Origin of the sequence: Marinobacter sp. UBA3607, assembly GCF_002375525.1 — a bacterium.
Lineage (GTDB): Bacteria > Pseudomonadota > Gammaproteobacteria > Pseudomonadales > Oleiphilaceae > Marinobacter > Marinobacter vinifirmus.
On sequence record NZ_DFLY01000011.1, the window covers coordinates 78,709 to 98,525 of the forward strand.

Genomic DNA, 19,817 nt, shown 5'->3' on the forward strand with positions numbered 1-19,817 from the left:
GGCTCCGCACAGTTTTGGAAAGGGCTCTCCACTTGGCTTGCCGCACATTGGGTGCGGGGCCCGGAATCGCTCACTTTTCAGAGAAACATTGATGTACCAACTTTTGCGTTATGGAGTGGCCCTGTCAGTCGCTCTTTTATCGCTTGCTGCCCATGCGGACCTGCAACAACAGCTTGATAGCCTGGAACCGGGTTCTTCCTTCGAGCTGCCCCCCGAAACATTGTCGCCGCTGGCTATCAGGGTGCCGGGGGTGACTGTGTCCTGCGCGCAGGAAACCGTCATTGATGGTCGGGGGCAGGGGAATACCGTGGATATTCTGGCCGAGGGGGTAACGTTTTCCGGGTGTACGGTGCGTAACTGGGGCAAGGATCTCAATGAGCTTGATGCCGGTATTTTTGTTGCCCGTGAGGCCAGCGGTTCGGTGGTAGAGGACAATCGTCTGCAAGGGCCGGCGTTCGGGGTTTGGCTGGATGCGACGCCAGATGTGACTGTGCGGAATAATCATATCCGTGGCGAGACGAGTTTGCGGTCCCAGGACCGGGGCAACGGCATTCATTTGTTTAATACCACCGGTGCGTTGATTGAAGGCAATGACATCAGTCAGACCCGGGATGCGATCTACATAGAGACGGCGAATAACAACAAGATTCTGAACAACCTGATGACGGATCTTCGTTACGGCATTCATTACATGTATTCGATGCGCAATCTGCTGGAGGGCAATGTGACTCGGGGCACGCGCACCGGGTATGCGTTGATGCAGAGTAAGTACCTGACAGTGCTGAATAACCGTTCTGAAAACGATGAAAACTACGGTATTTTGATGAACTTCATCACTAATTCGACTCTTCGGGGTAATGTGGTGACCGGGGTGTCGGAAGGGCAAACTGGCCGTGTGATGATCTCCGGTGGTGAAGGTAAGGCGGTTTTTATCTATAACTCGCTGTATAACACCTTTGAGGGCAACCTGTTTGCCGACAGCAACATCGGCATTCACCTGACCGCCGGCTCGGAAGACAACGAAGTTTTTGACAACGCCTTCGTGAACAACGAGCGCCAGGTCAAGTATGTGGCCACCCGCACCCAGTCCTGGGCCAAAGAGGGCAAAGGCAATTTCTGGAGTGACTACCTGGGCTGGGACCGCAACCAGGACGGCCTGGGCGATGTACCCTATGAGCCCAACGACAACGTGGACCGGCTGCTGTGGAAATACCCGGAAGCCAAGGTGCTGATGTTCAGCCCTGCGGTCGACACCCTGCGCTGGGTGCAGGATGCCTTCCCGGTAGTGAAATCTGCCGGTGTGAGTGACCCCCATCCGCTGATGCGAATTCCCGAGTACCTGGAATCGGAGATCCGATGAGCTGTTTTCGACTTGAGAACGTCAGCCACCGTTACGACAAGGCGACGGTGCTGCACGGTGTAGACCTGCGGCTGGAACCGGGAGAAATTCTCGGCCTGTTCGGCCACAACGGGGCTGGCAAGACCACCTCGATCAAACTGATACTGGGGCTGATGAAGCCTACCGAAGGTAAAGTGTCAGTCCTCGATGGCGAGGCCGGCGACCCGAGCGTGACCCAGCATATTGGCTACTTGCCGGAGAACGTGATGTTCTACCCGCAGCTGACCGGCCGGGAAATTCTCAGCCATTTCGCCCGCCTCAAAGGCGCTCCCCTGCACCAGGTGCCGGAGTTGCTGAAGCAGGTGGGCCTTGGTGATGCCATGGACGCCCGCACCAAAACCTACTCCAAGGGCATGCGCCAGCGACTGGGCCTGGCCCAGGCGCTGCTGGGCAAACCCAAGCTGCTGATGCTGGACGAACCCACCGTGGGCCTGGATCCGGTGGCCACCGCAGATCTGTACCGGCTGCTGCGCGACCTGCGCGACGACGGCACCGGCATTGTCCTGTGCTCCCACGTGCTGCCAGGCGTTGAACCCTACATCGACCGCGCCGCCATTCTGACCGAAGGCGCCCTGAAAGCCGCCGGCGACCTGTCATCCCTGAGGCAGCAGGCCAACATGCCGGTTACCCTGAGCCTGTTGCCCAGCAACAGCCTGGCTGCGCTCGAAAAAGTGATTGAGCAGGCAGGGGAGAGCACCGGCCTGATGATGAAAACCGATAACGGACGACTGCAGGTAGACGTGAGGCCCCAGGACAAAATGCCCCTGATCCAGACCCTGATGAACTCCGGAGAAGTAGCCGACCTGGGCATTCACCAGCCCAGCCTTGAAGACATCTACGTGCACTTCATCGGCTCCGGCGGCCTGGCACATCGTGGAGGCAGCCAATGAACGCAATCTGGACCATCGCCCGCAAAGAACTGAGCGACAGCCTGCGTAACCGCTGGCTGGTAGCAATCTCTGTGGTCTTCGCCACCCTGGCACTGGGTATTGCCTGGTTCGGCGCGGCCGCTTCCGGGCAGGTAGGCTACGCCTCCACCCCTGCCACCATCGCCAGCCTGGCCAGCCTGGGTATCTTTCTGATCCCCCTGATTGCCCTGCTGCTGGCCTATGATGCCATCGTCGGTGAGGAAGAGGGCGGCACCCTGTTGCTGCTGATGACCTACCCGCTGAGCAAAAGCCAGCTGCTGCTGGGCAAATTCATGGGCCATGGCCTGACCCTTGCCCTGGCCACCCTGATTGGCTTTGGCGTGGCCGGTATCGCCATTGCCGCCCTGGTGGGAGACGTTGCTATCGGCGCACTGGCCGCTGCCATGGGCCGTTTCATCGGCTCCACCATCCTGCTGGGCTGGGGCTTCATCGCCCTGGCGTACCTGGTCAGCGTGCGGGTCAGCGAGAAGCCCGTTGCCGCCGGCATGGCCCTGGCGATCTGGTTCTTCTTTGTCCTGATCTTTGACCTGGTGCTGCTGGGCGTCCTGGTGGCCAGCGAAGGCAAACTCAACCCCGAGTTACTGCCCTGGCTGCTGATGCTCAACCCCACCGACATCTACCGGTTGCTCAACATCGTCGCCTTCGGCGACAGCAGCCAGCTGAGCGGTGTCCTCAGCCTGGGCTCCGACCTGCCCATCGGCGCCGGCGGCCTGTGGCTCGGCCTGCTGGTGTGGTGTGCCGTTCCCCTCGGCGGCGCCCTGTTACTGTTCAAAAACCGAAGAATCTGACCCTTACCGGAGAGCACTGACCCATGACAACCCACTTCAGCAAATGGCTCCTCGCCGCCCTGGCTGCCGTCATCCTCGCCGGCTGCTCCGGCGGAGAACAGGAAGTCGTCGCCAAGCCCGATCCCGTCCACTTCGAATCCGGCGACGAATGCCACGTATGCGGCATGGTCATCACCAACTTCCCGGGCCCGAAAGGCCAGGCCTTCACGGAGCGTGAACAGGATATCCGCAAGTTCTGCTCCACCAAGGACATGTTCGCCTGGTTCCTGCAGCCGGAAAACGAAAACCGGGACCACACCCTGTACGTTCACAACATGGCCCAGACCGACTGGGAGCACCCGGACGACACCCACCTGATCGACGCCCGTGAAGCCTTCTACGTCGTCGGCTCCGAACGCGCCGGCGCCATGGGCCCGACCCTGGCCTCCTTCGCCACCGAGACCGAAGCCGCTGACTTTGCCTCAGAGCATGGCGGAGAAGTCTTCGCCTTCGCAGATATCACCATGGACCACCTCAACGCCGGCATGACCATGCACGACATGGGTGGCATGGAAGGTATGCATGATGGACACGACATGGACATGGCCGAAGAAGCCGGAATGGCTGGCGACCACAACATGGAGGAAGACCACAGCGGTCACAATATGGACCACTGAGGCAGAAACAGGGAAATACCGTTCAGGATAGAGCAGGGATACAGTAGTAGTCTGTTCTTCGGACTATGCCACCAAAGCTCGAGGGAGCGGGTGAGGACAGACTGTCCAAAAATGTGCGGAGCCATGGATGGCGGAGCAGAAGCGTCACAAGGATGTGCCGCAAGGAGCGGTTTTTGGACAGTCTGTCCTCATCCGCTCCAGCCTCGGATCTGGAAGGCTAAGGGTCAGCCGCCGGTCATATTCATAAACCGGAGAATCTGCACCTCCCCCTCCGAAGAAAAGTGATGCCGCTCCGGCTTCAAATCCATCGCCGAAATAATCGCCTGCCGAAGCTTCTCATCATCCCCGGGAAACTCCCGCAGAACCTCCCGCAAATCCATCGAATGCTCATTCCCCAGGCACAGCAAAAGCTGCCCCTCCACCGTAACCCGAACCCGGTTGCAGGTGTCGCAGAAATTATGGGAATGCGGAGAAATAAAACCCACCCGAACCGGACTGTCAGGCATCCGGTAATAGCGCGCAGGCCCGCCGGAATCCTCGGTAGCGGGAATCAGCTCATGGCGCTGGCGGATAATATCCCGCACCTCGGCACTGGTACACAGGGCCAGCCCACGGTCGTGCTCGGAAATTTCCCCCAGCGGCATCTCCTCGATAAAGGTAATATCCAGCTGCTTCTTCCGGGCGAACTCGATCAGTTCCGGCACTTCCACGTCGTTCCGGCCCTTCATCACCACCGTATTCAGCTTGATACCCCGAAAGCCCGCCTCCCGGGCGGCTTCAATGCCATCAAGCACCTGGCTCAATTTGCCGGTGCGGGTTATACGGTGAAACTTGTCAGCATCCAGTGAATCCAGGCTGATATTAAGGCGGTGCAGCCCACCCCGGCGCAGTTCATCCGCCATCTGCGGTAACTGGCTGCCGTTGGTGGTCATAGCGAAGTCCCGCAGGCCGTAACTGCCGATCTCCCTGACCAGGTCCAGGACACCCTTGCGAACCAGGGGCTCACCCCCGGTCAGGCGGATCTTCTCGGTGCCAAGATCCACAAAGTTACGGGCCACCCGGGCAATCTCTTCCAGCGAGAGAATCTGGCTGCGGGGCAGAAACACCATCTCTTCAGCCATACAGTAAACACAACGGAAGTCACAGCGATCCGTCACCGACAGGCGAACATAGTTCACCGTGCGGCCGAAGCGGTCTGTCAGTTGGTTTGCGGGCATCTGGGGGATTCCTGTTGCAACACATGGTTATGAGTATAGATGCAGTATGGCAAAGCCTGAGACAGATTCCGAGACCTGGGTAAGGATAAACACCGCTACCACCGTACAACCATTAATGGGTATTTTTTATGCAGGTTATAGGCGCTAAACTGAAAGCAAGACCCTATTCCTTAATCACGGTAGAATGGATACAGGTATGAACGGTCACGAGGCCCGCATGATGGCCGCACAGCCAAACAAAACCGGTTTCCGGATTCTTGCGTATATCTCGGCATTGCTCGGGTTAGCTGGCGTAGTGTTGCCTCTGCTTCCGACCACGCCCTTTGTGTTGCTGGCCGCCTTTTTTGCCAGCAAAGGGTCGCCGGCGTTTGCCCTGTGGCTGGAGCAGCACCCGGCGTTTGGCCCTGCCATTGAACAGTGGCGGGAACGGCGAGCCATCCCCCTGAAAGCGAAACTGCTGGCCCTGGGAATGATGGTTCTGAGCTGGACTATGCTGCTGGCGCTCGGCTCGCCCCTGCTGGTACTGACAATTTCCGGCCTGTGTCTTTCGGCAATCGCCGCTTACTTGATAAGCCGGCCGTCCTGCTGAACCGCACGGCCCCTTGGAGTATTAAATGCATATCACCCGTTACACAGACTATTCACTCCGGGTTCTGATCTATCTGGCCGAACAGGGTGACCGGCTGGCAACTATCCAGGAAATCGCCGACAGCTACGAGATTTCCAAGAACCACCTGATGAAGGTGGTGCACCAGCTGAACAAGAAAGGCTACATAGAGACTGTACGCGGCAAGAAAGGCGGCATGCGCCTGCACATGTCCCCGGACGAAATCAATGTGGGAATCCTGGTGCGGGAAACCGAGCAGGATCTGAGTATTGTGGAATGCCTGTCCTCCAACAATGCCTGCAAGATTACCCCGGTGTGCGGCCTCAAGCACATGTTCAGTGAGGCCTTGAATGCGTTCCTGGATGTGCTCGATAAATACACCCTGGCCGATGTGATCCGCGATCAGCACCGGCCACAGTTGGTGCGCCTGCTTCAGATTGCCTGAAGCTGGCCACTTCCCCGCTGTTCCAGGCGGGTTCTGACCGCATCCGGCAGGGAGAATCGGGCTATCCGGCTCAGCACGGTGCCGTACTGTTTGGCAAAGCTGCCGGTGTTATAGGGAATGTCATACTTCTTGCACACTTCCTGTACCTTCGCGGAAATCTCCGGGTAACGGTGGGCCGGCAGGTCCGGGAATACGTGGTGTTCCACCTGGTAACTCAGATGACCGCTCAGCACATGCAGCCACTTGCCGCCGGTAAAGTTGGATGAGCCACTCAGCTGACGCAGGTACCAGTGGCCCTTGCTCTCGCCTTCGCACTCTTCCTCGGTAAAGGTTTCCGCATCCTGAGTGAAGTGCCCGCAGAAGATAACCGTGGATGCCCAGATGTTCCGGATCAGGTTGGCGCCCACGTTACCGGCCAGCACAATCGGGGCCACGGGCAGGGTCAGCAGCGGGAAGAAGACATAATCCTTGAAGGCCTGGCGGCCACCCTTGCGGGCGAAGTCCTTCAGGAACGGCAGCTTGTCGCGCCAGCGCAACTCACCCCGGCGAATTTTCTCGCTCTCCAGTTCATGCACGCCCACACCCCACTGGAACAGTACCGTCAGCAGGATGTAGTTCACGAACTGCAGCAGGTGCCCCGGGTGCCACTTCACATCATCGCCCAAGCGCAGCACGGCATAGCCGTAATCCCGGTCCTTGCCGATGATGTTGGTGTAGGTGTGGTGCTCGTAGTTGTGGGTCTGGCGCCAGGATTCGCTGGTGCACACGGTGTCCCATTCGTAGGTCTGGGAATTCAGGGCCGGGTCGTTCATCCAGTCGTACTGGCCGTGCATCACGTTATGGCCGATTTCCATGTTTTCCAGGATCTTGGCGATACCCAGGCTGGCGGTGGCCGCTACAAAGACCGGCGGTATGAAGCCAAAAGGCATCATCACCCGGCCACCCACTTCCAGAGTGCGGTGCAGGCGGATAATCTTGCGGATGTAGGTGGCATCCCGCTCGCCCAGATCAGCCAGCACTTCATCGCGGATGGCATCCAGGTCTTGCTGGAGGCCGTTCAGTTGTTCTTCGCTAAGCTTTTTCATAATGCTTTCTCCATGCGGCGCTCCGGCCGCAACGCAAAAATTTTGGGTTATACGTCTATCTGAACCGGCCCGCGGGGCACGGAAACACAAAGCTGGACGCTTTCTTCGCCGGGGCCGGATACCTTGCCGGTCAAACGGTTAACCACGGTGCCGCTGGTCTTGCGGCAGCTGCACTGGTGGCAGATGCCCATGCGGCAGCCGTAACGGGGCTTGAGGCCTGCGGCTTCGGCAATTTCCAGCAGGTTAGCATCGCCTTCGGAGCCCACATCCACGCTGCTGCGGGTAAAGCTGACCTCACCACCCAGCTGGTCGTTATCCAGGGCGGCCGGGGCAGGGGGTGCAAAAAACGTGCTGTGCATCTGCGATTCGGCCAGGCCACGCTGCTGCAGCAATTCCGTCGCAAGGTCCATCAGGCCTTTCGGGCCGCACAGGTAGGCTTCGCGTTCCTTCAGCCCGTCAATCGCTTCCAGGTCTGCATCGCAGAGGAAGCGGGGTTCCTTGCCTTCATGGGTGGCAATGATGTTCAGGGTCAGCCCGGGATAACGGGCGGCGATGGCCTCCAGTTTTTCCCGGCCAATAATGTCGTTACCGGTGCGCACGAAATACAGCAGGGTAACCGGCGCCGGGTAGTGGCTGGCGGCCATGGTTTCCAGCTGGCTGAGAACCGGGGTAATGCCGCTGCCGCCGGCGATAAACAGCACGGGTTTGGCGGGCTGCGGAACCAGGAACTCCCCGAAGGCATCGGCCAGGCCGAGGATATCGCCTTCGCTCAGGGAGTCGTGCAGCCAGTTGGTAACCAGGCCGCCCGGCAGGCGTTTAATGGTCAGGGTAATCAGGCCCTGTTTGTGCCACAGCTCCGGTGAGCTGGACAGGCTGAAGGTGCGGGTGCGCCGAATACCGTCGATCTCGGTACAGATGTTCACATGCTGCCCGGCCTCGAAGCCGGTCCACCGGCTGGCGGGCTTGAGTACGAAGGTTTTGGTGCCGGCGGTTTCGGCCATAATGCGTTCTACCCGGGCTGGTGTGTACTCCTGTACCCACATCGGGTTGATGGCACCCGCGAGGGGGTCCAGCCAGGCAGCGGGGTCGTCCCGGTTCAGTAATTGCCGGCCAAGCCAGTGCAATGCCTTGGTTTGTGTCAGTCGTGCCAGCATGTTCGTTCTCCTTGTTTGTCGGGTGCCTTGTACGGGTCTATGTGTACAAGTGTTCACTAATGTGTACGACTGTACACACAAGTTTGACTTTCAACAATTACCTGCCCGGAGTGTTGGCTCGAAATGACAAGCTGGAAGGGTTTTTCTACGGTCTAATGTGTACACTTGTGAACCTGATAAACGCGGTACGGGTAAAAGATGGCAGACAAACAACGGCGCAGGCCGGGAGAAACCCGGGGAAAACTGATGAGTGCAGCCCTGGAGCTGGTGGGTAAGGGGCGGCATTTTGCCAGTCTGGGTATCCGGGAGGTGACTCGTCAGGCGGGGGTGGTGCCTACATCATTTTATCGCCACTTCCGGAGCATGGACGACCTGGGCCTGCAGCTGGTGGACGAGCTGGGGCTGGTGTTACGCCGGATGATGCGTGAGGCCAGGGGGAATGTATTGCAGGCAGACAAGCTGATCGAGGAGTCAGTGGGTATATTTGTAGCCCATGCTCAGGCCAATCGCAGTTTTTTCATGTTTATGGCCCAGGGGCTGGCGGGTGAAAGCCGGGCGGTTCAGGAAGGGATTCGCAGTGAAATGCGGTTCTTTGCCAGTGAGCTTGCCAACGATCTGCGCCGGCTTCGGCTGATGCAGCATCTGAGCGATGCCGACCTGGATATGACCTGTGACCTGGTGGTTCGTACCGTTGCCTTCAGCCTGACGGACCTGCTCAGTATCGCTGCGGATGATGATTACCAGATTGGCCAGGTACGCAAGCGCACTTCCCGCTTCCTGCAGATGATCTTCGTGGGTGCCGGACACTGGCAGAGCGAATCCGGCACCGCACTTTAATCGGGCCTCAGGTTTTAATCAGGCCTCAGGCTTTTTCTTCTTTGCCGTAGATCGCGGCTTCTTCGGCCTGGGCGGCAGCACCAGGCTTTCCAGTTCATCCAGTGCCTCACCGGTGTACACCGCCAGCTTCTGCATGCTCGGCAGGGTGTCCCGGCAACCGGTGTACCCGAAGTTCAGCGAGCCGGCATAGCTCAGGCAGGTGATGTTGAGGGCGCCGCCGTGGGCAATCAACGAGACCGGGAACATGGCTTCGAGCTTTGCACCCTCGTAGTACAGGGTGTTTTCCGGCCCCGGCACGTTCGAGATGGTCACGTTGAACACCGGCCGCATGCGGCCGCCCAGCCCCGACATCAGCTGCAGAATATAGGGTGACATCAGCAGCATGGTGTACTGGGTCAATGCGCTCTTGGGCAGCTTTTGCAGGTGTTCCTTGGCCCGGCGGGTCGAGGCCTTAATCTGCTGCAAGCGGTTCAGCGGGTCTGCCTCGTTAGTGGCCAGGGAGGCAATCATGAAGCTGATCTGGGTACCGGTTCCTTCGTCATCCGCCGGGCGGATATTGACGGGAATGCCCGCGGTCAGGGGGATGGCGGGCACACTGTCCTGCTCCAGCAGGAACCGGCGCAGTGCGGTGCCGCACAGGTACAGCACAATATCGTTCAGGGAGCCGCCGGACGCCTGGGCCAGGGCTTTCAGGCGGTCCAGCTGGTAATGCTGGGTGGCAAAACGGCGCTGGCCGGTAACCCGGTGGTTCAGGATAGAGACCGGGCCGGTAAACGGGGCGGTCAGGCCATCTTCCGGGTGGCGAACCGAATGCACCAGGCGGTTGCCGGCCTGCCACAGGCGTGGCGCCATGTCGGCCTGCAGTTTCAGGGCATCCATGGCCTGGGAAACAGCAGCAGGCACGCTCGCCTCCGGGTCGGTTTTGCTGCCACGGCGCCGCTCAGGGCGCACGGTCCAGGGCGGCGGCATATTGACCCGGTCCGGATCGGTGGTCAGCACCCGTTGCATCAGGCGCACGCCGCTGATGCCGTCAATCATGGAATGGTGCATCTTGGTGTACAGGGCAAAGCGGTTGTTCTCCAGCCCTTCAATTACGTGGCATTCCCACAGGGGGCGGGAGAAATCCAGCGGATTGGAATGCAGGCGCGACACCAGGATACCCAGTTCCCGTTCGCCGCCCGGACGGGGCAGGGCAGAGTGGCGTACGTGGTAGTCGAGGTCGATATCCTTGTCGACCTTCCAGGCCGGGGCAAGCAGTCGTCCGAGAAAACCCGACCAGGCCAGCTTGTAACCCCAGGGTGGTGCTACATCACCGGCATCTTTCATGCGGGCAACCATGTCCCGCAGGAAGGTTTCCGGTGCGCCTTCCGGCAATGAAAAAATCTGCAGGGTGCCCACGTGCATCGGGGTGTCTTCAGATTCCACAGCCAGCCAGGAGGCGTCCAGTGTTGCGAGCCGTTTCATTCCGTTGTGTTCTCCGCCAGTCGTTCAATTTATGGTTGTTGCCTGCAAGTATACTGGCTAAGCGGCCCGCAAACGATCAAAAAACCGAGGTGGTAAGACGATTGTCTTGCAGTTACATAAAGTAGCTTAAGCAGGCTCCAGATCGGTCAGGGGTTGTGCTAATTTCAGCGGTCAGATCAATAACAACATACGGAGGCTTTGTGGAGTCCAGCCCGATGATTTCGGCAGGTTTGCCGATTGCCCTGTTTATCATCATGATCGGAATCGGCATGACCCTCACCCTGCGGGATTTTCGCCAGGTGGCGGTTTATCCCAGGGGGCTGGTGATCGGTACCGTCGCCCAGATTTTGCTGATGCCGGCGGTGGCCTTTGCCCTGGCCTATCTGTTCGGCGTATCGCCGGCCATTGCGGTGGGGCTGGTGATTATTGCCGCCTGCCCGGGGGGAACCACCTCCAATCTTTTCGTTTTGCTGGCCCGGGGCAACATTGCCTTGTCGATTGTGCTGACGGTTTCAGCCAGCCTGATCACCATCCTTACCTTGCCGCTGTTTACCAATATGGCGCTGCAGCACTTCATGGGTACTGAAGAGAGTATTTCCCTGCCGGTGGGCAAGACCATCGCCATGCTGGTGTTGATTGTGCTGTTGCCGGTGGCCATCGGCATGCTGGTCAAAACCCGGAAACCGGAGCTGGCCCTGAAAGCAGAAAGCCTGGTGAGCATTTTCGGTGGGGTGGTGCTGGCGTTGTTGATTGTGGCCCTGCTGTTTGGTGTGCGGGACCAGATCTGGGATTTGCTCAAACAAGCCGGGCCTTCGACTATTGCCCTGAACGTGGCCGGTATTCTTCTGGGGCTGCTGGCTGGCCGCCTGGCCGGGCTGACCCAGCGTGAGTCCCTTGCCGTGGCGGTAGAGCTGGGGGTCAAGAATGGTACTATCGGCCTGATGGTGACTCTCACCCTGCTGGAATCCAGCACCATGTCGATTCCCGCGGCGGTCTACGGCGTGCTGATGTTCCCCATCGGTTTCCTGCTGGCAATGTATGGCCGCAAGGTTATTCCCAAGTCGTCCCTTGATCGTGGATAGATATCGCCTGTAGGACCCTGCTACCCGACCGGGTAGCGGGGTGGTTATAGCCGTCGTAAAGGTTCGGTTTAGTTGTCCCGCTCGACCTTTACGGGGTCCAGACTGCCGGTACGGAAGTCCACTTCCAGCTCCCGGCCGCTGTCATCGTTGCCTTCTACCTCGATGTCGCCGTTACGCTTGATTTTCAGCTCTTCGATGGTTTCCATGCCCTGCCCGCGGGCGGCATCCAGAAAGACCTGGACTTCCTGCGCGGTCAGGCCATACGACTCGCCTCTGGGCTTGCGGCGCTGTTCCCGCTCGATGTCGCCGTTGCCGTTCAGGTCCAGCTCCACGAACCAGTCCTGGCCCATCCAGCCTTCAATCTCGATGTCGTCGGCCCGGTCGTCGTCAAACTCGATGCTCTGGAAGTGGGTGATGCCGTAGTCACTGCCAACCTGCAGCATGCGCTCGGCGTCTTCAAAGCTGCCCTTGGCAAAGGCTGCGGGGGCTGCGATAAGGCCGCTGATCAATGCGATGGTAAGGGTCTTTTTCATGGTGTGCTCCTTGTTTCTCTGTGTTTTGAGACCTGCCGGTTCTGCCCTGTTGGCTACCAGCCTGGGGCCAGATTAACGGGGCAGGGCTTTCAGCATCGTGATAGGCTCATTCATGATTCGTTCATCTGACTTTTGTCACCATAATGAGCATGGACAAAGACCGTTTTTCTCCGCCCTTATTGCCCGCAGACCGGTTTTCCCGCCGGGTGGTTCGGGCGCTCCTACTGGCGCTGCTTGTCGCGGGCGCCGTGCCCTTTGCGCAGGTCGCCTGCGCCGACGATGACGATGACTGGCGTCGCCTGCACCATGAGGTGGAAGCCGGCCGCATCAAACCCCTGAGCGAGATTCTCGACAGCCTAGCCCGGGACTGGGTCGGGGATGTGATTGATGTGGATATCGAGAAAGACGACGGTGAGATTATTTATGAGATTGAACTGCTGGGCCCCCAGGGTCAGGTGGTGGAGTTTGAGGTGAACGCCCGGACTGGCGAGGTTCTGGAGATTGAGGGCCGGAATATCCGGGGCATGGAGCGACGATGAAGATTCTCCTTGTTGAAGACGACACCGCACTGGCACAAGGCCTGGCCGGCGCCCTGCGGGAAGCCGGGTTGCTGGTGGAAGTGGCCGGAGACGGCCGCAGCGCAGATTTCCTGGTGAGTACCGAGCGCTACGATGCGGTGGTGCTCGATCTCGGCTTGCCCGATGGTAACGGTAGCCAGTGGTTGGCCGGCTGGCGGGCACGGGGCATTGATTTGCCGGTGTTGATTCTGACTGCCCGGGAACGGTGGTCTGACAAAGCGGCCGGTTTTTCCGCCGGTGCCGATGACTATGTCACCAAACCCTTTGAAACTGCCGAAATCCTGTTCCGCCTGCGGGCCCTTGTGCGCCGGGCCCATGGCCATGCGCACCCGGTGATTACCGTGGGTGACATAGCGCTTGATACCCACGCAGGGCAGGTTACCCGTTCCGGCATGCCGGTGTCTTTGACGGCCCAGGAGTTCCGGCTGTTATCACACCTGATCCATGCGGCGCCCAGAATTGTTTCCCGAACCGAGTTGTCCGAGCATGTCTATGACGGCGACCAGGAGCCGGATTCCAATGTGATCGATGTGCAGGTGAGCCGGTTACGGCGCAAACTCGGTGCCGATGCCATCGAAACCGTACGCGGGCAGGGTTACCGGATGCGTGGTGGCGGGGAACCTGCCTGATGCTTACACGTCTGCGCCGCTGGCCGGTGGCGGTTCGAATGCTGGTGTCCGCGCTGGTTCTGGTGCTGGTTATCTTGCCCCTGGCGGGTGCCCTGCTGGCCTGGAATTTCCGGCAGACCGTGAGCCAGTCCTTCGACGAGCGCCTGCTGTCCTTCCTGAACGTGGTGATTGCCGGCATCGAATTCGACCCGCAAACCGGTGAACTGACCCCGGGCTCGCAGCTGGGTGATCCCCGCTTTGAGCGGGCGTACTCCGGATGGTACTGGCAGGTAAACGATAACAGCGGCCAGGTTATTACCTCCCGTTCGTTGTGGGATCAGCGCTTGCCCCAGGTCAGTGGCCGCGGGCCGGACTGGGTAGACGTTCCGGGGCCGCGGGAGCAGAGGCTCCGCCTGGTAGAGCGGGATGTTCAGTTACCGGCCTTTGATGGCTGGTTGTCGGTGTCTGTGGCGGCCGACCTGTCGGAAGTGGATACCCAGGTGGCGCGGTTTAACCGGTTGCTGGGGATATCGCTGACTACCCTGGGGGTCTTGCTGTTACTGATGATTGGCCTTCAGATTCGCTGGGGGTTGGCTCCTTTGCGGCGGCTTGAGCAGGATCTGCGCGCCATGGAAGCGGGCCGGGCCCGTTCCCTGACCACAGACCTGCCGGATGAACTGGCAAAGCTGGCGGATGCCATGAACCAGGTGCTTCAGCGCGACCAGGTGCTGATTGACCGGGGTCGCACCGCCGCCGGTAACCTGGCCCATGCGCTGAAAACGCCGGTCTCGGTGCTGACCACCCTGAGTGACAAATTGCCGGATGAGCAAAGAACCGCGTTCCGTACCGAGCTGGCCCGGATTGACGATGCCGTGCGCCATCACCTGGCACGGGCTTCCGCCGCCGGGCCGGCGGCATTGGGCGGTGTAGACCTGGCTGGCGCGCTGGAGCCGGTACTGTCTGCCCTGGGTACACTCGCCGGGCGTCGGGGGCTGGTTCTTGATCTGCATATCAACGGTTCCGGCATGGTCCGCTTTGAACAGCAGGATCTTCAGGAAATTGCCGGTAACCTTCTGGAAAATGCCATCAACTGGGCCGAAAACCGGGTAAGTTTCTCTGCCCGGCTTGGTGTGGAAGGATTGGAGCTGGTGATCGAAGACGATGGTCCGGGCCTTTCAGAGGGCGATATTGAACAGGCCTTAACACGGGGCGCCCGGCTGGATGAAAGCCGCTCCGGCTCCGGCCTTGGCCTGGCGATTGTGAAGGAGCTGGTGGAGCTCTACGGCGGCAACCTGGACCTTGGCCCCTCGCCGCTGGGCGGGTTGCGGGCCAAGGCCATTTTCCCGGTTTAGTCGTCGGCGGCATCGTCGTTACGGGGCGGGCAGTGGTGCGCCGCTACGATTCGGCCCTCATCCACGCTTTCCAGGTGTACATCAAACCCCCACAACCGGTGCACGTGCCGGAGTACTTCGTCGGTTTCCTGTCCCAGCGGCACCCGGTCCACCGGGATGTGATGCATGGTCAGTGAGCGGTCGCCGCGCACATCCACATTCCACACCTGTATGTTCGGCTCCCGGTAACTGAGGTTGTACTGGCGGGCCAGCTTTTCCCGGAGAACCCGGTAGCCCGGGTCGTCGTGAATGGCGGTGACGGTGTAGTGGTCTTCCTGGTCGTCGTTTTCGATGGCAAACAGTTTCAGATCGCGCATCACCTTGGGCGACAGGAACTGCTGGATAAAACTCTCGTCCTTGAAGTTGCGCATGGCGAAATGCACGGTTTCCAGCCAGTCTTTGCCGGCGATGTCCGGAAACCATTCCCGGTCTTCATCGGTGGGGTTCTCGCAGATCCGCCGCAGGTCGGTGAAAATGGAAAAGCCCAGGGTGTAAGGATTGATGCCGGAATACCAAGGGCTGTTGAACGGTGGCTGGTACACCACCGCCGTGTGGCTTTGCAGGAATTCCAGCATGAAACCGTCGGTGACCAGGCCTTTCTCGTACATCCGGTGCAACAGGGTGTAGTGCCAGAATGTGGCCCAGCCTTCGTTCATCACCTGGGTCTGGCGCTGAGGGTAAAAGTACTGGGCCAGCTTGCGCACGATGCGCACCAGCTCCCGCTGCCAGGTCTCCAGCAGTGGCGCGTTCTTCTCGATGAAGTACAGCAGGTTCTCCTGGGGCTCTGCCGGGTAACGGGGCCGGCGGTGAACGGTGTCTTCATCCTCGTAGGCTTTCGGTATGGTTCGCCACAGATCGTTGATGCGCCGCTGCTCGTATTCTTCCCGCTCCTTCTGCCGGCGGGCTTCCTCTGCGGCTGAAATCGGGGCCGGGCGCTTGTAGCGGTCAACGCCGTAGTTCATCAGGGCATGGCAGGAGTCGAGAATTTCTTCCACGGCATCCACGCCGTAGCGCTCCTCACACTCCGACACATAGTTGCGGGCGAACACCAGGTAATCGATGATGGCACTGGCATCGGTCCAGGTGCGGAACAGGTAGTTGCCCTTGAAGAAGGAGTTGTGGCCGTAACTGGCGTGGGCAATCACCAGTGCCTGCATGGGCAGGGTGTTCTCCTCCATCAGGTAGGCGATGCAGGGGTTGGAGTTGATCACAATCTCGTAGGCCAGGCCCATCTGGCCCCGCTGGTAGCCCTTGGAGGTCTGCAAGAACTGCTTGCCGAAGGACCAGTGGTGATAGCCCACCGGCATGCCTACGGAGCTGTAGGCGTCCATCATCTGCTCGGCGGTAATCACTTCAATCTGGTTCGGGTAGGTGTCCAGACCGAACTCGGCGGCGCATTGGGCAATTTCTTCGTCGTACTTCTGGATCAGCTCAAAGGTCCACTCCGAGCCGGTGGAAATAGGTGTTCCTGCCTCGGGTTGTTCGCTCTCCGGTGCGTTCGGGCGATCAATCAGGCTGCTCATGCCGCTTTCCTCTCGAACAACTGTCGGAATACCGGATAAATGTCAGCAGGGTCTGCAATCTGCTGCATGGCAAAACTTTGCGGGAACTGCGCCAGGATTTTCTCGTACTCATACCAGAGCATCTGGTGGTCCTGGGGGGTGATCTCGATGTAGGAGTAGTACTGCACCAGCGGCAGAATACGCTCCGAGAGCAGTTTGCTGCACACCGGGGAGTCGTCGTTCCAGTTGTCGCCGTCTGAGGCCTGGGCGGCGTAGATGTTCCATTCCGCCGGGGAGTAGCGGGCGTCAATGATCCGGTGCATCAGTTTCAGGGCGCTGGAGACAATGGTGCCGCCGGTTTCCCGGCTGTAGAAGAACTCTTCTTCATCGACCTCTTTGGCGCTGGTGTGGTGCCGGATAAACACCACATCGATTTTCTTGTAGTTCTTCTTCAGGAACAGATACAGCAGGATAAAGAAGCGCTTGGCGATGTCCTTGTGCATCTGGGTCATCGAGCCGGACACGTCCATCAGGCAGAACATCACCGCACTGGTGGCCGGTTTGGGCTGCTTCACGTGCTGCCGGTAGCGCAGGTCGATTTCATCAATAAACGGAATGCGCCGCACGTTGGCTTTCAGGCGGGCGATCTCCTCCTCAAGTACGTTGATCTGGTCAGCGTGGCTGAAGGCCGGATCCAGTTCCTCAGGAGCCGATTTTAGCGCGGCCAGCTGGGCTTCTAGACCCCGGATTTTCTTCTTGCGGGCGCCGCCCAGGCCCAGGCGTCGGGCATGGGCCCCCCTTAACGAACGCACCACATCCAGTTTGGCGGGGACGCCCTGGGTGGTGAAGCCGGAGCGCACGTAACTGAACGCTTCGGTGTCCTTGAGCTTTTTGCGGACCAGGTTGGGCAGCTCCAGATCGTCAAACAGGAAGTCGAGAAACTCTTCCTGGGTGATCTGAAAAGCGAACTCGTCCATGCCTTCGCCATCGGGGCTGGCTTTGCCCTGGCCCTGGCCTTGCCCACCTCCGCCGTCGGGTTTGGGGATGGTGTCTCCAGCTACCCATTCCTGGTTTCCGGGGTGCACTACTTCCTGTCGGCCGCCCTGGCCATGGTGGAAGATAGGTTCTTCAATGTCGCGGGTCGGAATGCTGACTTTCTCGCCCCGCTCGATATCGGTAATGGAGCGCTTCTGAACGGCATCCGACACCGCTTTCTTGATGTGGTGCCGGTACCGGCGCAGGAACCGTTCCCGGTTCACTGCGCTCTTGTTCTTGCCGTTCAGGCGCCGGTCGACAATGTGGGTCATACCCATGGGTCTGCTCCCGCTGGCCGTTAATGGGACTTACGTACACGCAGATACCACTCGGCGAGCAAGCGGACCTGTTTCTCGGTGTACCCACGTTCGACCATGCGTTCCACAAACTGTTTGTGCTTCTTCTGGTCTTCCTGGCTGGCTTTCGGATTGAAGGAAATCACCGGCAGCAGGTCTTCGGTGTTCGAGAACATCTTCTTCTCGATCACGCTGCGCAGCTTCTCGTAGCTGAGCCAGCTCGGGTTCTGGCCCTGGTTGTTGGCCCGGGCCCGCAGGACAAAGTTGACCACTTCGTTGCGGAAATCCTTCGGGTTGGAAATACCGGCCGGTTTCTCGATCTTCTCCAGTTCATCGTTGATGGAGGCCCTGTCCAGGATTTCCCCGGTTTCCGGATCCCGGAATTCCTGGTCCTGAATCCACAGGTCGGCATAGGTCACGTAGCGGTCGAACAGGTTCTGCCCGTATTCGCTGTAGCTTTCCAGGTAGGCGGTCTGGATTTCCTTGCCGATAAACTGCACGTAGTGGGGCGCCAGGTATTCCTTGATGAAGCGCAGGTACTTTTCCTGGATTTCCGGCGGGTACTGTTCCTGCTCGATCTGTTTTTCCAGTACGTACAGCAGGTGCACCGGGTTGGCTGCCACTTCGGTGGTGTCGAAGTTGAAGACCTTGGACAGGATCTTGAACGCGAAACGGGTAGACAAGCCGTCCATGCCTTCCATCACCCCGGCCGCATCCCGGTACTCCTGGATGGACTTGGCTTTGGGGTCGGTGTCTTTGATGCTCTGGCCGTCGTACACCTTCATCTTGGAGAAGATGCTGGAGTTTTCCGGCTCCTTGATGCGGGACAGCACGGAGAACTGCGCGAGCATGTCCAGCGTGTCCGGGGCGCAGGGCGCACCTGCCAGGGAGCTGTTCTTCAGAAGCTTGCGGTAGATCTCGATCTCTTCGCTTACCCGCACACAGTAGGGCACCTTGACGATGTACACCCGGTCCAGGAATGCTTCGTTGTGCTTGTTGTTGCGGAAGGTCTGCCACTCGGATTCGTTGGAGTGGGCCAGGATAACGCCGTCAAACGGCACCGAGCCCATACCTTCGGTGGTGTTGTAGTTGCCTTCCTGGGTGGCGGTCAGTAACGGATGCAGTACCTTGATCGGTGCCTTGAACATTTCCACAAACTCCATCAGCCCCTGGTTGGCTTTGCACAGGCCACCGCTGAAGCTGTAGGCGTCCGGGTCATCCTGGGAGAAGTCTTCCAGCATGCGGATGTTGACCTTGCCCACCAGGGCGGAGATGTCCTGGTTGTTGTCGTCACCGGGCTCGGTTTTGGAAACGGCAATCTGGTCGAGCACCGAGGGATAGCGTTTGACCACCCGGAACTGGCTGATGTCGCCGCCGAATTCGTGCAGGCGTTTGACCGCCCAGGGCGACATGATGTTCTTCAGGTAGCGGCCGGGGATGCCGTATTCTTCTTCCAGGATCGGGCCATCCTCGGCCGGGTCAAACAGGCCCAGCGGGCTTTCGTTCACCGGTGAGCCCTTGATGGCGTAGAAGGGTACTTTCTGCATCAGGGCTTTGAGTTTCTCGGCCAGGGAGGATTTGCCGCCGCCAACGGGGCCGAGCAGGTACAGGATCTGTTTCTTTTCTTCCAGGCCCTGGGCTGCGTGGCGGAAGAAGGACACGATGTTTTCCACGGCTTCTTCCATGCCGTAAAACTCATCGAATTCCGGGTATCGCTTGATGACTTTGTTGGAGAAGATGCGTGACAGTCTAGAGTCACGGGAGGTATCGATGAGTTCGGGTTCGCCGATGGCGATCAGCATCCGCTCGGCTGCGGTGGCGTATGCTGTCGGGTCCTGTTTGCAGATCGCCAGGTATTCCTCAAGGGAATACTCTTCCTCCTGAGTCTGGGCATACCGGTCTTTGAAGTGCTGCAGAATGGTCATAGATGGCCCCTCGCTTTTCTCTTGTCTGTTATAGCGTCACGCAATGTCCCCGTTTTTGTTTCGCCGCCGTTCCGGGCGGTGTGTCTGGCGCTGAATTAAATGGGTTGGTTCTGGCAGGTATACGTTGTCCGGTGCGTTCCGGCCTGCTTGTTTTGAGCTTAGTTCACAGTTGCGGGGTTGGACAGGTGGGGGTCATGTTCGGTTCATTAAATTGTGGTATGGGGGATTTGCGGCGGCTTCCGGGTTTTGGGGGCTGACGTACACCGGGGCAGGATTTTTCAGGGCA

At 59.3% G+C, this 19,817-nt stretch carries 19 protein-coding genes; 11 read left to right on the forward strand and 8 right to left on the reverse strand.

All coding sequences use genetic code 11. The features are described 5' to 3' along the window. The first annotated feature begins 91 nt into the window (after positions 1-91). Genes B2589_RS04175 through B2589_RS04190 form a run of 4 tightly spaced genes read left to right on the forward strand, consistent with a single transcriptional unit; the run spans position 92 to position 3,772 of the window. Complete coding sequence (locus tag B2589_RS04175) at positions 92-1,360, forward strand: nitrous oxide reductase family maturation protein NosD (RefSeq protein WP_286815706.1); 1,269 nt, start codon at positions 92-94, stop codon at positions 1,358-1,360. Continuing rightward, positions 1,357-2,289 (forward strand): ABC transporter ATP-binding protein, encoded by a 933-nt coding sequence (locus B2589_RS04180; RefSeq protein ID WP_199456605.1) that lies wholly within the window; start codon positions 1,357-1,359, stop codon positions 2,287-2,289. Before B2589_RS04175 ends, B2589_RS04180 begins: the two co-directional genes overlap by 4 nt. Beyond that, positions 2,286-3,116 (forward strand): ABC transporter permease, encoded by an 831-nt coding sequence (locus B2589_RS04185; RefSeq protein ID WP_286815707.1) that lies wholly within the window; start codon positions 2,286-2,288, stop codon positions 3,114-3,116. Before B2589_RS04180 ends, B2589_RS04185 begins: the two co-directional genes overlap by 4 nt. A gap of 23 nt (positions 3,117-3,139) precedes the next feature. Further along, positions 3,140-3,772 (forward strand): nitrous oxide reductase accessory protein NosL, encoded by a 633-nt coding sequence (locus tag B2589_RS04190; RefSeq protein ID WP_286815708.1) that lies wholly within the window; start codon positions 3,140-3,142, stop codon positions 3,770-3,772. A 224-nt stretch (positions 3,773-3,996) separates the two neighbouring features. Here B2589_RS04190 and moaA read toward each other — a convergent pair whose 3' ends face one another. Next, positions 3,997-4,989: a GTP 3',8-cyclase MoaA gene (moaA, locus tag B2589_RS04195; protein WP_286815709.1), complete on the reverse strand. Its 993-nt coding sequence runs from the start codon at positions 4,987-4,989 to the stop codon at positions 3,997-3,999. A 196-nt stretch (positions 4,990-5,185) separates the two neighbouring features. Here moaA and B2589_RS04200 point away from each other — a divergent pair, with 196 nt between their 5' ends. Next, complete coding sequence (locus B2589_RS04200; protein WP_094623724.1) at positions 5,186-5,578, forward strand: YbaN family protein; 393 nt, start codon at positions 5,186-5,188, stop codon at positions 5,576-5,578. A 25-nt stretch (positions 5,579-5,603) separates the two neighbouring features. Further along, positions 5,604-6,041 carry an RrF2 family transcriptional regulator gene (locus B2589_RS04205; RefSeq protein WP_022987876.1) on the forward strand — a complete coding sequence of 146 codons (438 nt, stop codon included), beginning with the start codon at positions 5,604-5,606 and terminating at the stop codon, positions 6,039-6,041. Here B2589_RS04205 and B2589_RS04210 read toward each other — a convergent pair. Next, positions 6,029-7,126 carry a fatty acid desaturase family protein gene (locus B2589_RS04210; protein ID WP_058341663.1) on the reverse strand — a complete coding sequence of 366 codons (1,098 nt, stop codon included), beginning with the start codon at positions 7,124-7,126 and terminating at the stop codon, positions 6,029-6,031. The two genes, B2589_RS04205 and B2589_RS04210, sit on opposite strands and share 13 nt — an antisense overlap. A 47-nt stretch (positions 7,127-7,173) precedes the next feature. Then, positions 7,174-8,280 carry a ferredoxin reductase gene (locus B2589_RS04215; RefSeq protein ID WP_199456617.1) on the reverse strand — a complete coding sequence of 369 codons (1,107 nt, stop codon included), beginning with the start codon at positions 8,278-8,280 and terminating at the stop codon, positions 7,174-7,176. A gap of 198 nt (positions 8,281-8,478) precedes the next feature. Here B2589_RS04215 and B2589_RS04220 point away from each other — a divergent pair, with 198 nt between their 5' ends. After that, entirely contained in the window at positions 8,479-9,117 is a 639-nt protein-coding gene (locus tag B2589_RS04220; protein ID WP_199456619.1) for a TetR family transcriptional regulator, read from the forward strand. An 18-nt stretch (positions 9,118-9,135) separates the two neighbouring features. On the opposite strand, the gene B2589_RS04225 is transcribed toward B2589_RS04220, so the two are convergent. After that, positions 9,136-10,581 carry a WS/DGAT/MGAT family O-acyltransferase gene (locus B2589_RS04225; RefSeq protein WP_199456620.1) on the reverse strand — a complete coding sequence of 482 codons (1,446 nt, stop codon included), beginning with the start codon at positions 10,579-10,581 and terminating at the stop codon, positions 9,136-9,138. Positions 10,582-10,781: 200 nt separating this feature from the next. Here B2589_RS04225 and B2589_RS04230 point away from each other — a divergent pair, with 200 nt between their 5' ends. Beyond that, positions 10,782-11,663: a bile acid:sodium symporter family protein gene (locus B2589_RS04230; RefSeq protein ID WP_286815710.1), complete on the forward strand. Its 882-nt coding sequence runs from the start codon at positions 10,782-10,784 to the stop codon at positions 11,661-11,663. Between the two features lie 68 nt (positions 11,664-11,731). Here the strand turns inward: B2589_RS04230 and B2589_RS04235 are convergent, their stop codons facing one another. After that, positions 11,732-12,196: a hypothetical protein gene (locus B2589_RS04235; protein WP_286815711.1), complete on the reverse strand. Its 465-nt coding sequence runs from the start codon at positions 12,194-12,196 to the stop codon at positions 11,732-11,734. 143 nt (positions 12,197-12,339) lie between these two features. On the opposite strand from B2589_RS04235, the gene B2589_RS04240 reads away from it, so the two are divergent. Genes B2589_RS04240 through B2589_RS04250 form a run of 3 tightly spaced genes read left to right on the forward strand, consistent with a single transcriptional unit; the run spans position 12,340 to position 14,734 of the window. After that, positions 12,340-12,735, forward strand: a complete 396-nt coding sequence (locus tag B2589_RS04240) for a PepSY domain-containing protein (protein WP_228285705.1) — start codon at positions 12,340-12,342, stop codon at positions 12,733-12,735. After that, positions 12,732-13,403 carry a winged helix-turn-helix domain-containing protein gene (locus B2589_RS04245; RefSeq protein ID WP_286815712.1) on the forward strand — a complete coding sequence of 224 codons (672 nt, stop codon included), beginning with the start codon at positions 12,732-12,734 and terminating at the stop codon, positions 13,401-13,403. The genes B2589_RS04240 and B2589_RS04245 overlap by 4 nt, the downstream gene beginning before the upstream one ends. Further along, a complete protein-coding gene (locus tag B2589_RS04250) occupies positions 13,403-14,734 on the forward strand; it encodes a sensor histidine kinase (RefSeq protein WP_286815713.1) in 1,332 nt (443 codons plus the stop codon). The genes B2589_RS04245 and B2589_RS04250 overlap by 1 nt, the downstream gene beginning before the upstream one ends. Here B2589_RS04250 and B2589_RS04255 read toward each other — a convergent pair. From B2589_RS04255 to B2589_RS04265, 3 genes are read right to left on the reverse strand one after another with little or no spacing between them, the layout of a single operon-like run. Next, positions 14,731-16,296, reverse strand: a complete 1,566-nt coding sequence (locus B2589_RS04255) for a SpoVR family protein (RefSeq protein ID WP_286815714.1) — start codon at positions 16,294-16,296, stop codon at positions 14,731-14,733. The genes B2589_RS04250 and B2589_RS04255 overlap by 4 nt on opposite strands. Continuing rightward, entirely contained in the window at positions 16,293-17,588 is a 1,296-nt protein-coding gene (locus B2589_RS04260) for a YeaH/YhbH family protein (protein ID WP_094623731.1), read from the reverse strand. Before B2589_RS04260 ends, B2589_RS04255 begins: the two co-directional genes overlap by 4 nt. 20 nt (positions 17,589-17,608) lie before the next feature. Beyond that, positions 17,609-19,531, reverse strand: a complete 1,923-nt coding sequence (locus tag B2589_RS04265; RefSeq protein WP_022987887.1) for a PrkA family serine protein kinase — start codon at positions 19,529-19,531, stop codon at positions 17,609-17,611. Positions 19,532-19,817: the final 286 nt, after the last annotated feature.

Coding starts and splice junctions, on each gene's coding strand:
- B2589_RS04175 (WP_286815706.1), top strand. CDS start 92: ATGTACCAACTTTTGCGTTATGGAGTGGCCCTGTCAGTCGCTCTTTTA.
- B2589_RS04180 (WP_199456605.1), top strand. CDS start 1,357: ATGAGCTGTTTTCGACTTGAGAACGTCAGCCACCGTTACGACAAGGCG.
- B2589_RS04185 (WP_286815707.1), top strand. CDS start 2,286: ATGAACGCAATCTGGACCATCGCCCGCAAAGAACTGAGCGACAGCCTG.
- B2589_RS04190 (WP_286815708.1), top strand. CDS start 3,140: ATGACAACCCACTTCAGCAAATGGCTCCTCGCCGCCCTGGCTGCCGTC.
- moaA (WP_286815709.1), bottom strand. CDS start 4,989: ATGCCCGCAAACCAACTGACAGACCGCTTCGGCCGCACGGTGAACTAT.
- B2589_RS04200 (WP_094623724.1), top strand. CDS start 5,186: ATGAACGGTCACGAGGCCCGCATGATGGCCGCACAGCCAAACAAAACC.
- B2589_RS04205 (WP_022987876.1), top strand. CDS start 5,604: ATGCATATCACCCGTTACACAGACTATTCACTCCGGGTTCTGATCTAT.
- B2589_RS04210 (WP_058341663.1), bottom strand. CDS start 7,126: ATGAAAAAGCTTAGCGAAGAACAACTGAACGGCCTCCAGCAAGACCTG.
- B2589_RS04215 (WP_199456617.1), bottom strand. CDS start 8,280: ATGCTGGCACGACTGACACAAACCAAGGCATTGCACTGGCTTGGCCGG.
- B2589_RS04220 (WP_199456619.1), top strand. CDS start 8,479: ATGGCAGACAAACAACGGCGCAGGCCGGGAGAAACCCGGGGAAAACTG.
- B2589_RS04225 (WP_199456620.1), bottom strand. CDS start 10,581: ATGAAACGGCTCGCAACACTGGACGCCTCCTGGCTGGCTGTGGAATCT.
- B2589_RS04235 (WP_286815711.1), bottom strand. CDS start 12,196: ATGAAAAAGACCCTTACCATCGCATTGATCAGCGGCCTTATCGCAGCC.
- B2589_RS04240 (WP_228285705.1), top strand. CDS start 12,340: ATGAGCATGGACAAAGACCGTTTTTCTCCGCCCTTATTGCCCGCAGAC.
- B2589_RS04245 (WP_286815712.1), top strand. CDS start 12,732: ATGAAGATTCTCCTTGTTGAAGACGACACCGCACTGGCACAAGGCCTG.
- B2589_RS04250 (WP_286815713.1), top strand. CDS start 13,403: ATGCTTACACGTCTGCGCCGCTGGCCGGTGGCGGTTCGAATGCTGGTG.
- B2589_RS04255 (WP_286815714.1), bottom strand. CDS start 16,296: ATGAGCAGCCTGATTGATCGCCCGAACGCACCGGAGAGCGAACAACCC.
- B2589_RS04260 (WP_094623731.1), bottom strand. CDS start 17,588: ATGGGTATGACCCACATTGTCGACCGGCGCCTGAACGGCAAGAACAAG.
- B2589_RS04265 (WP_022987887.1), bottom strand. CDS start 19,531: ATGACCATTCTGCAGCACTTCAAAGACCGGTATGCCCAGACTCAGGAG.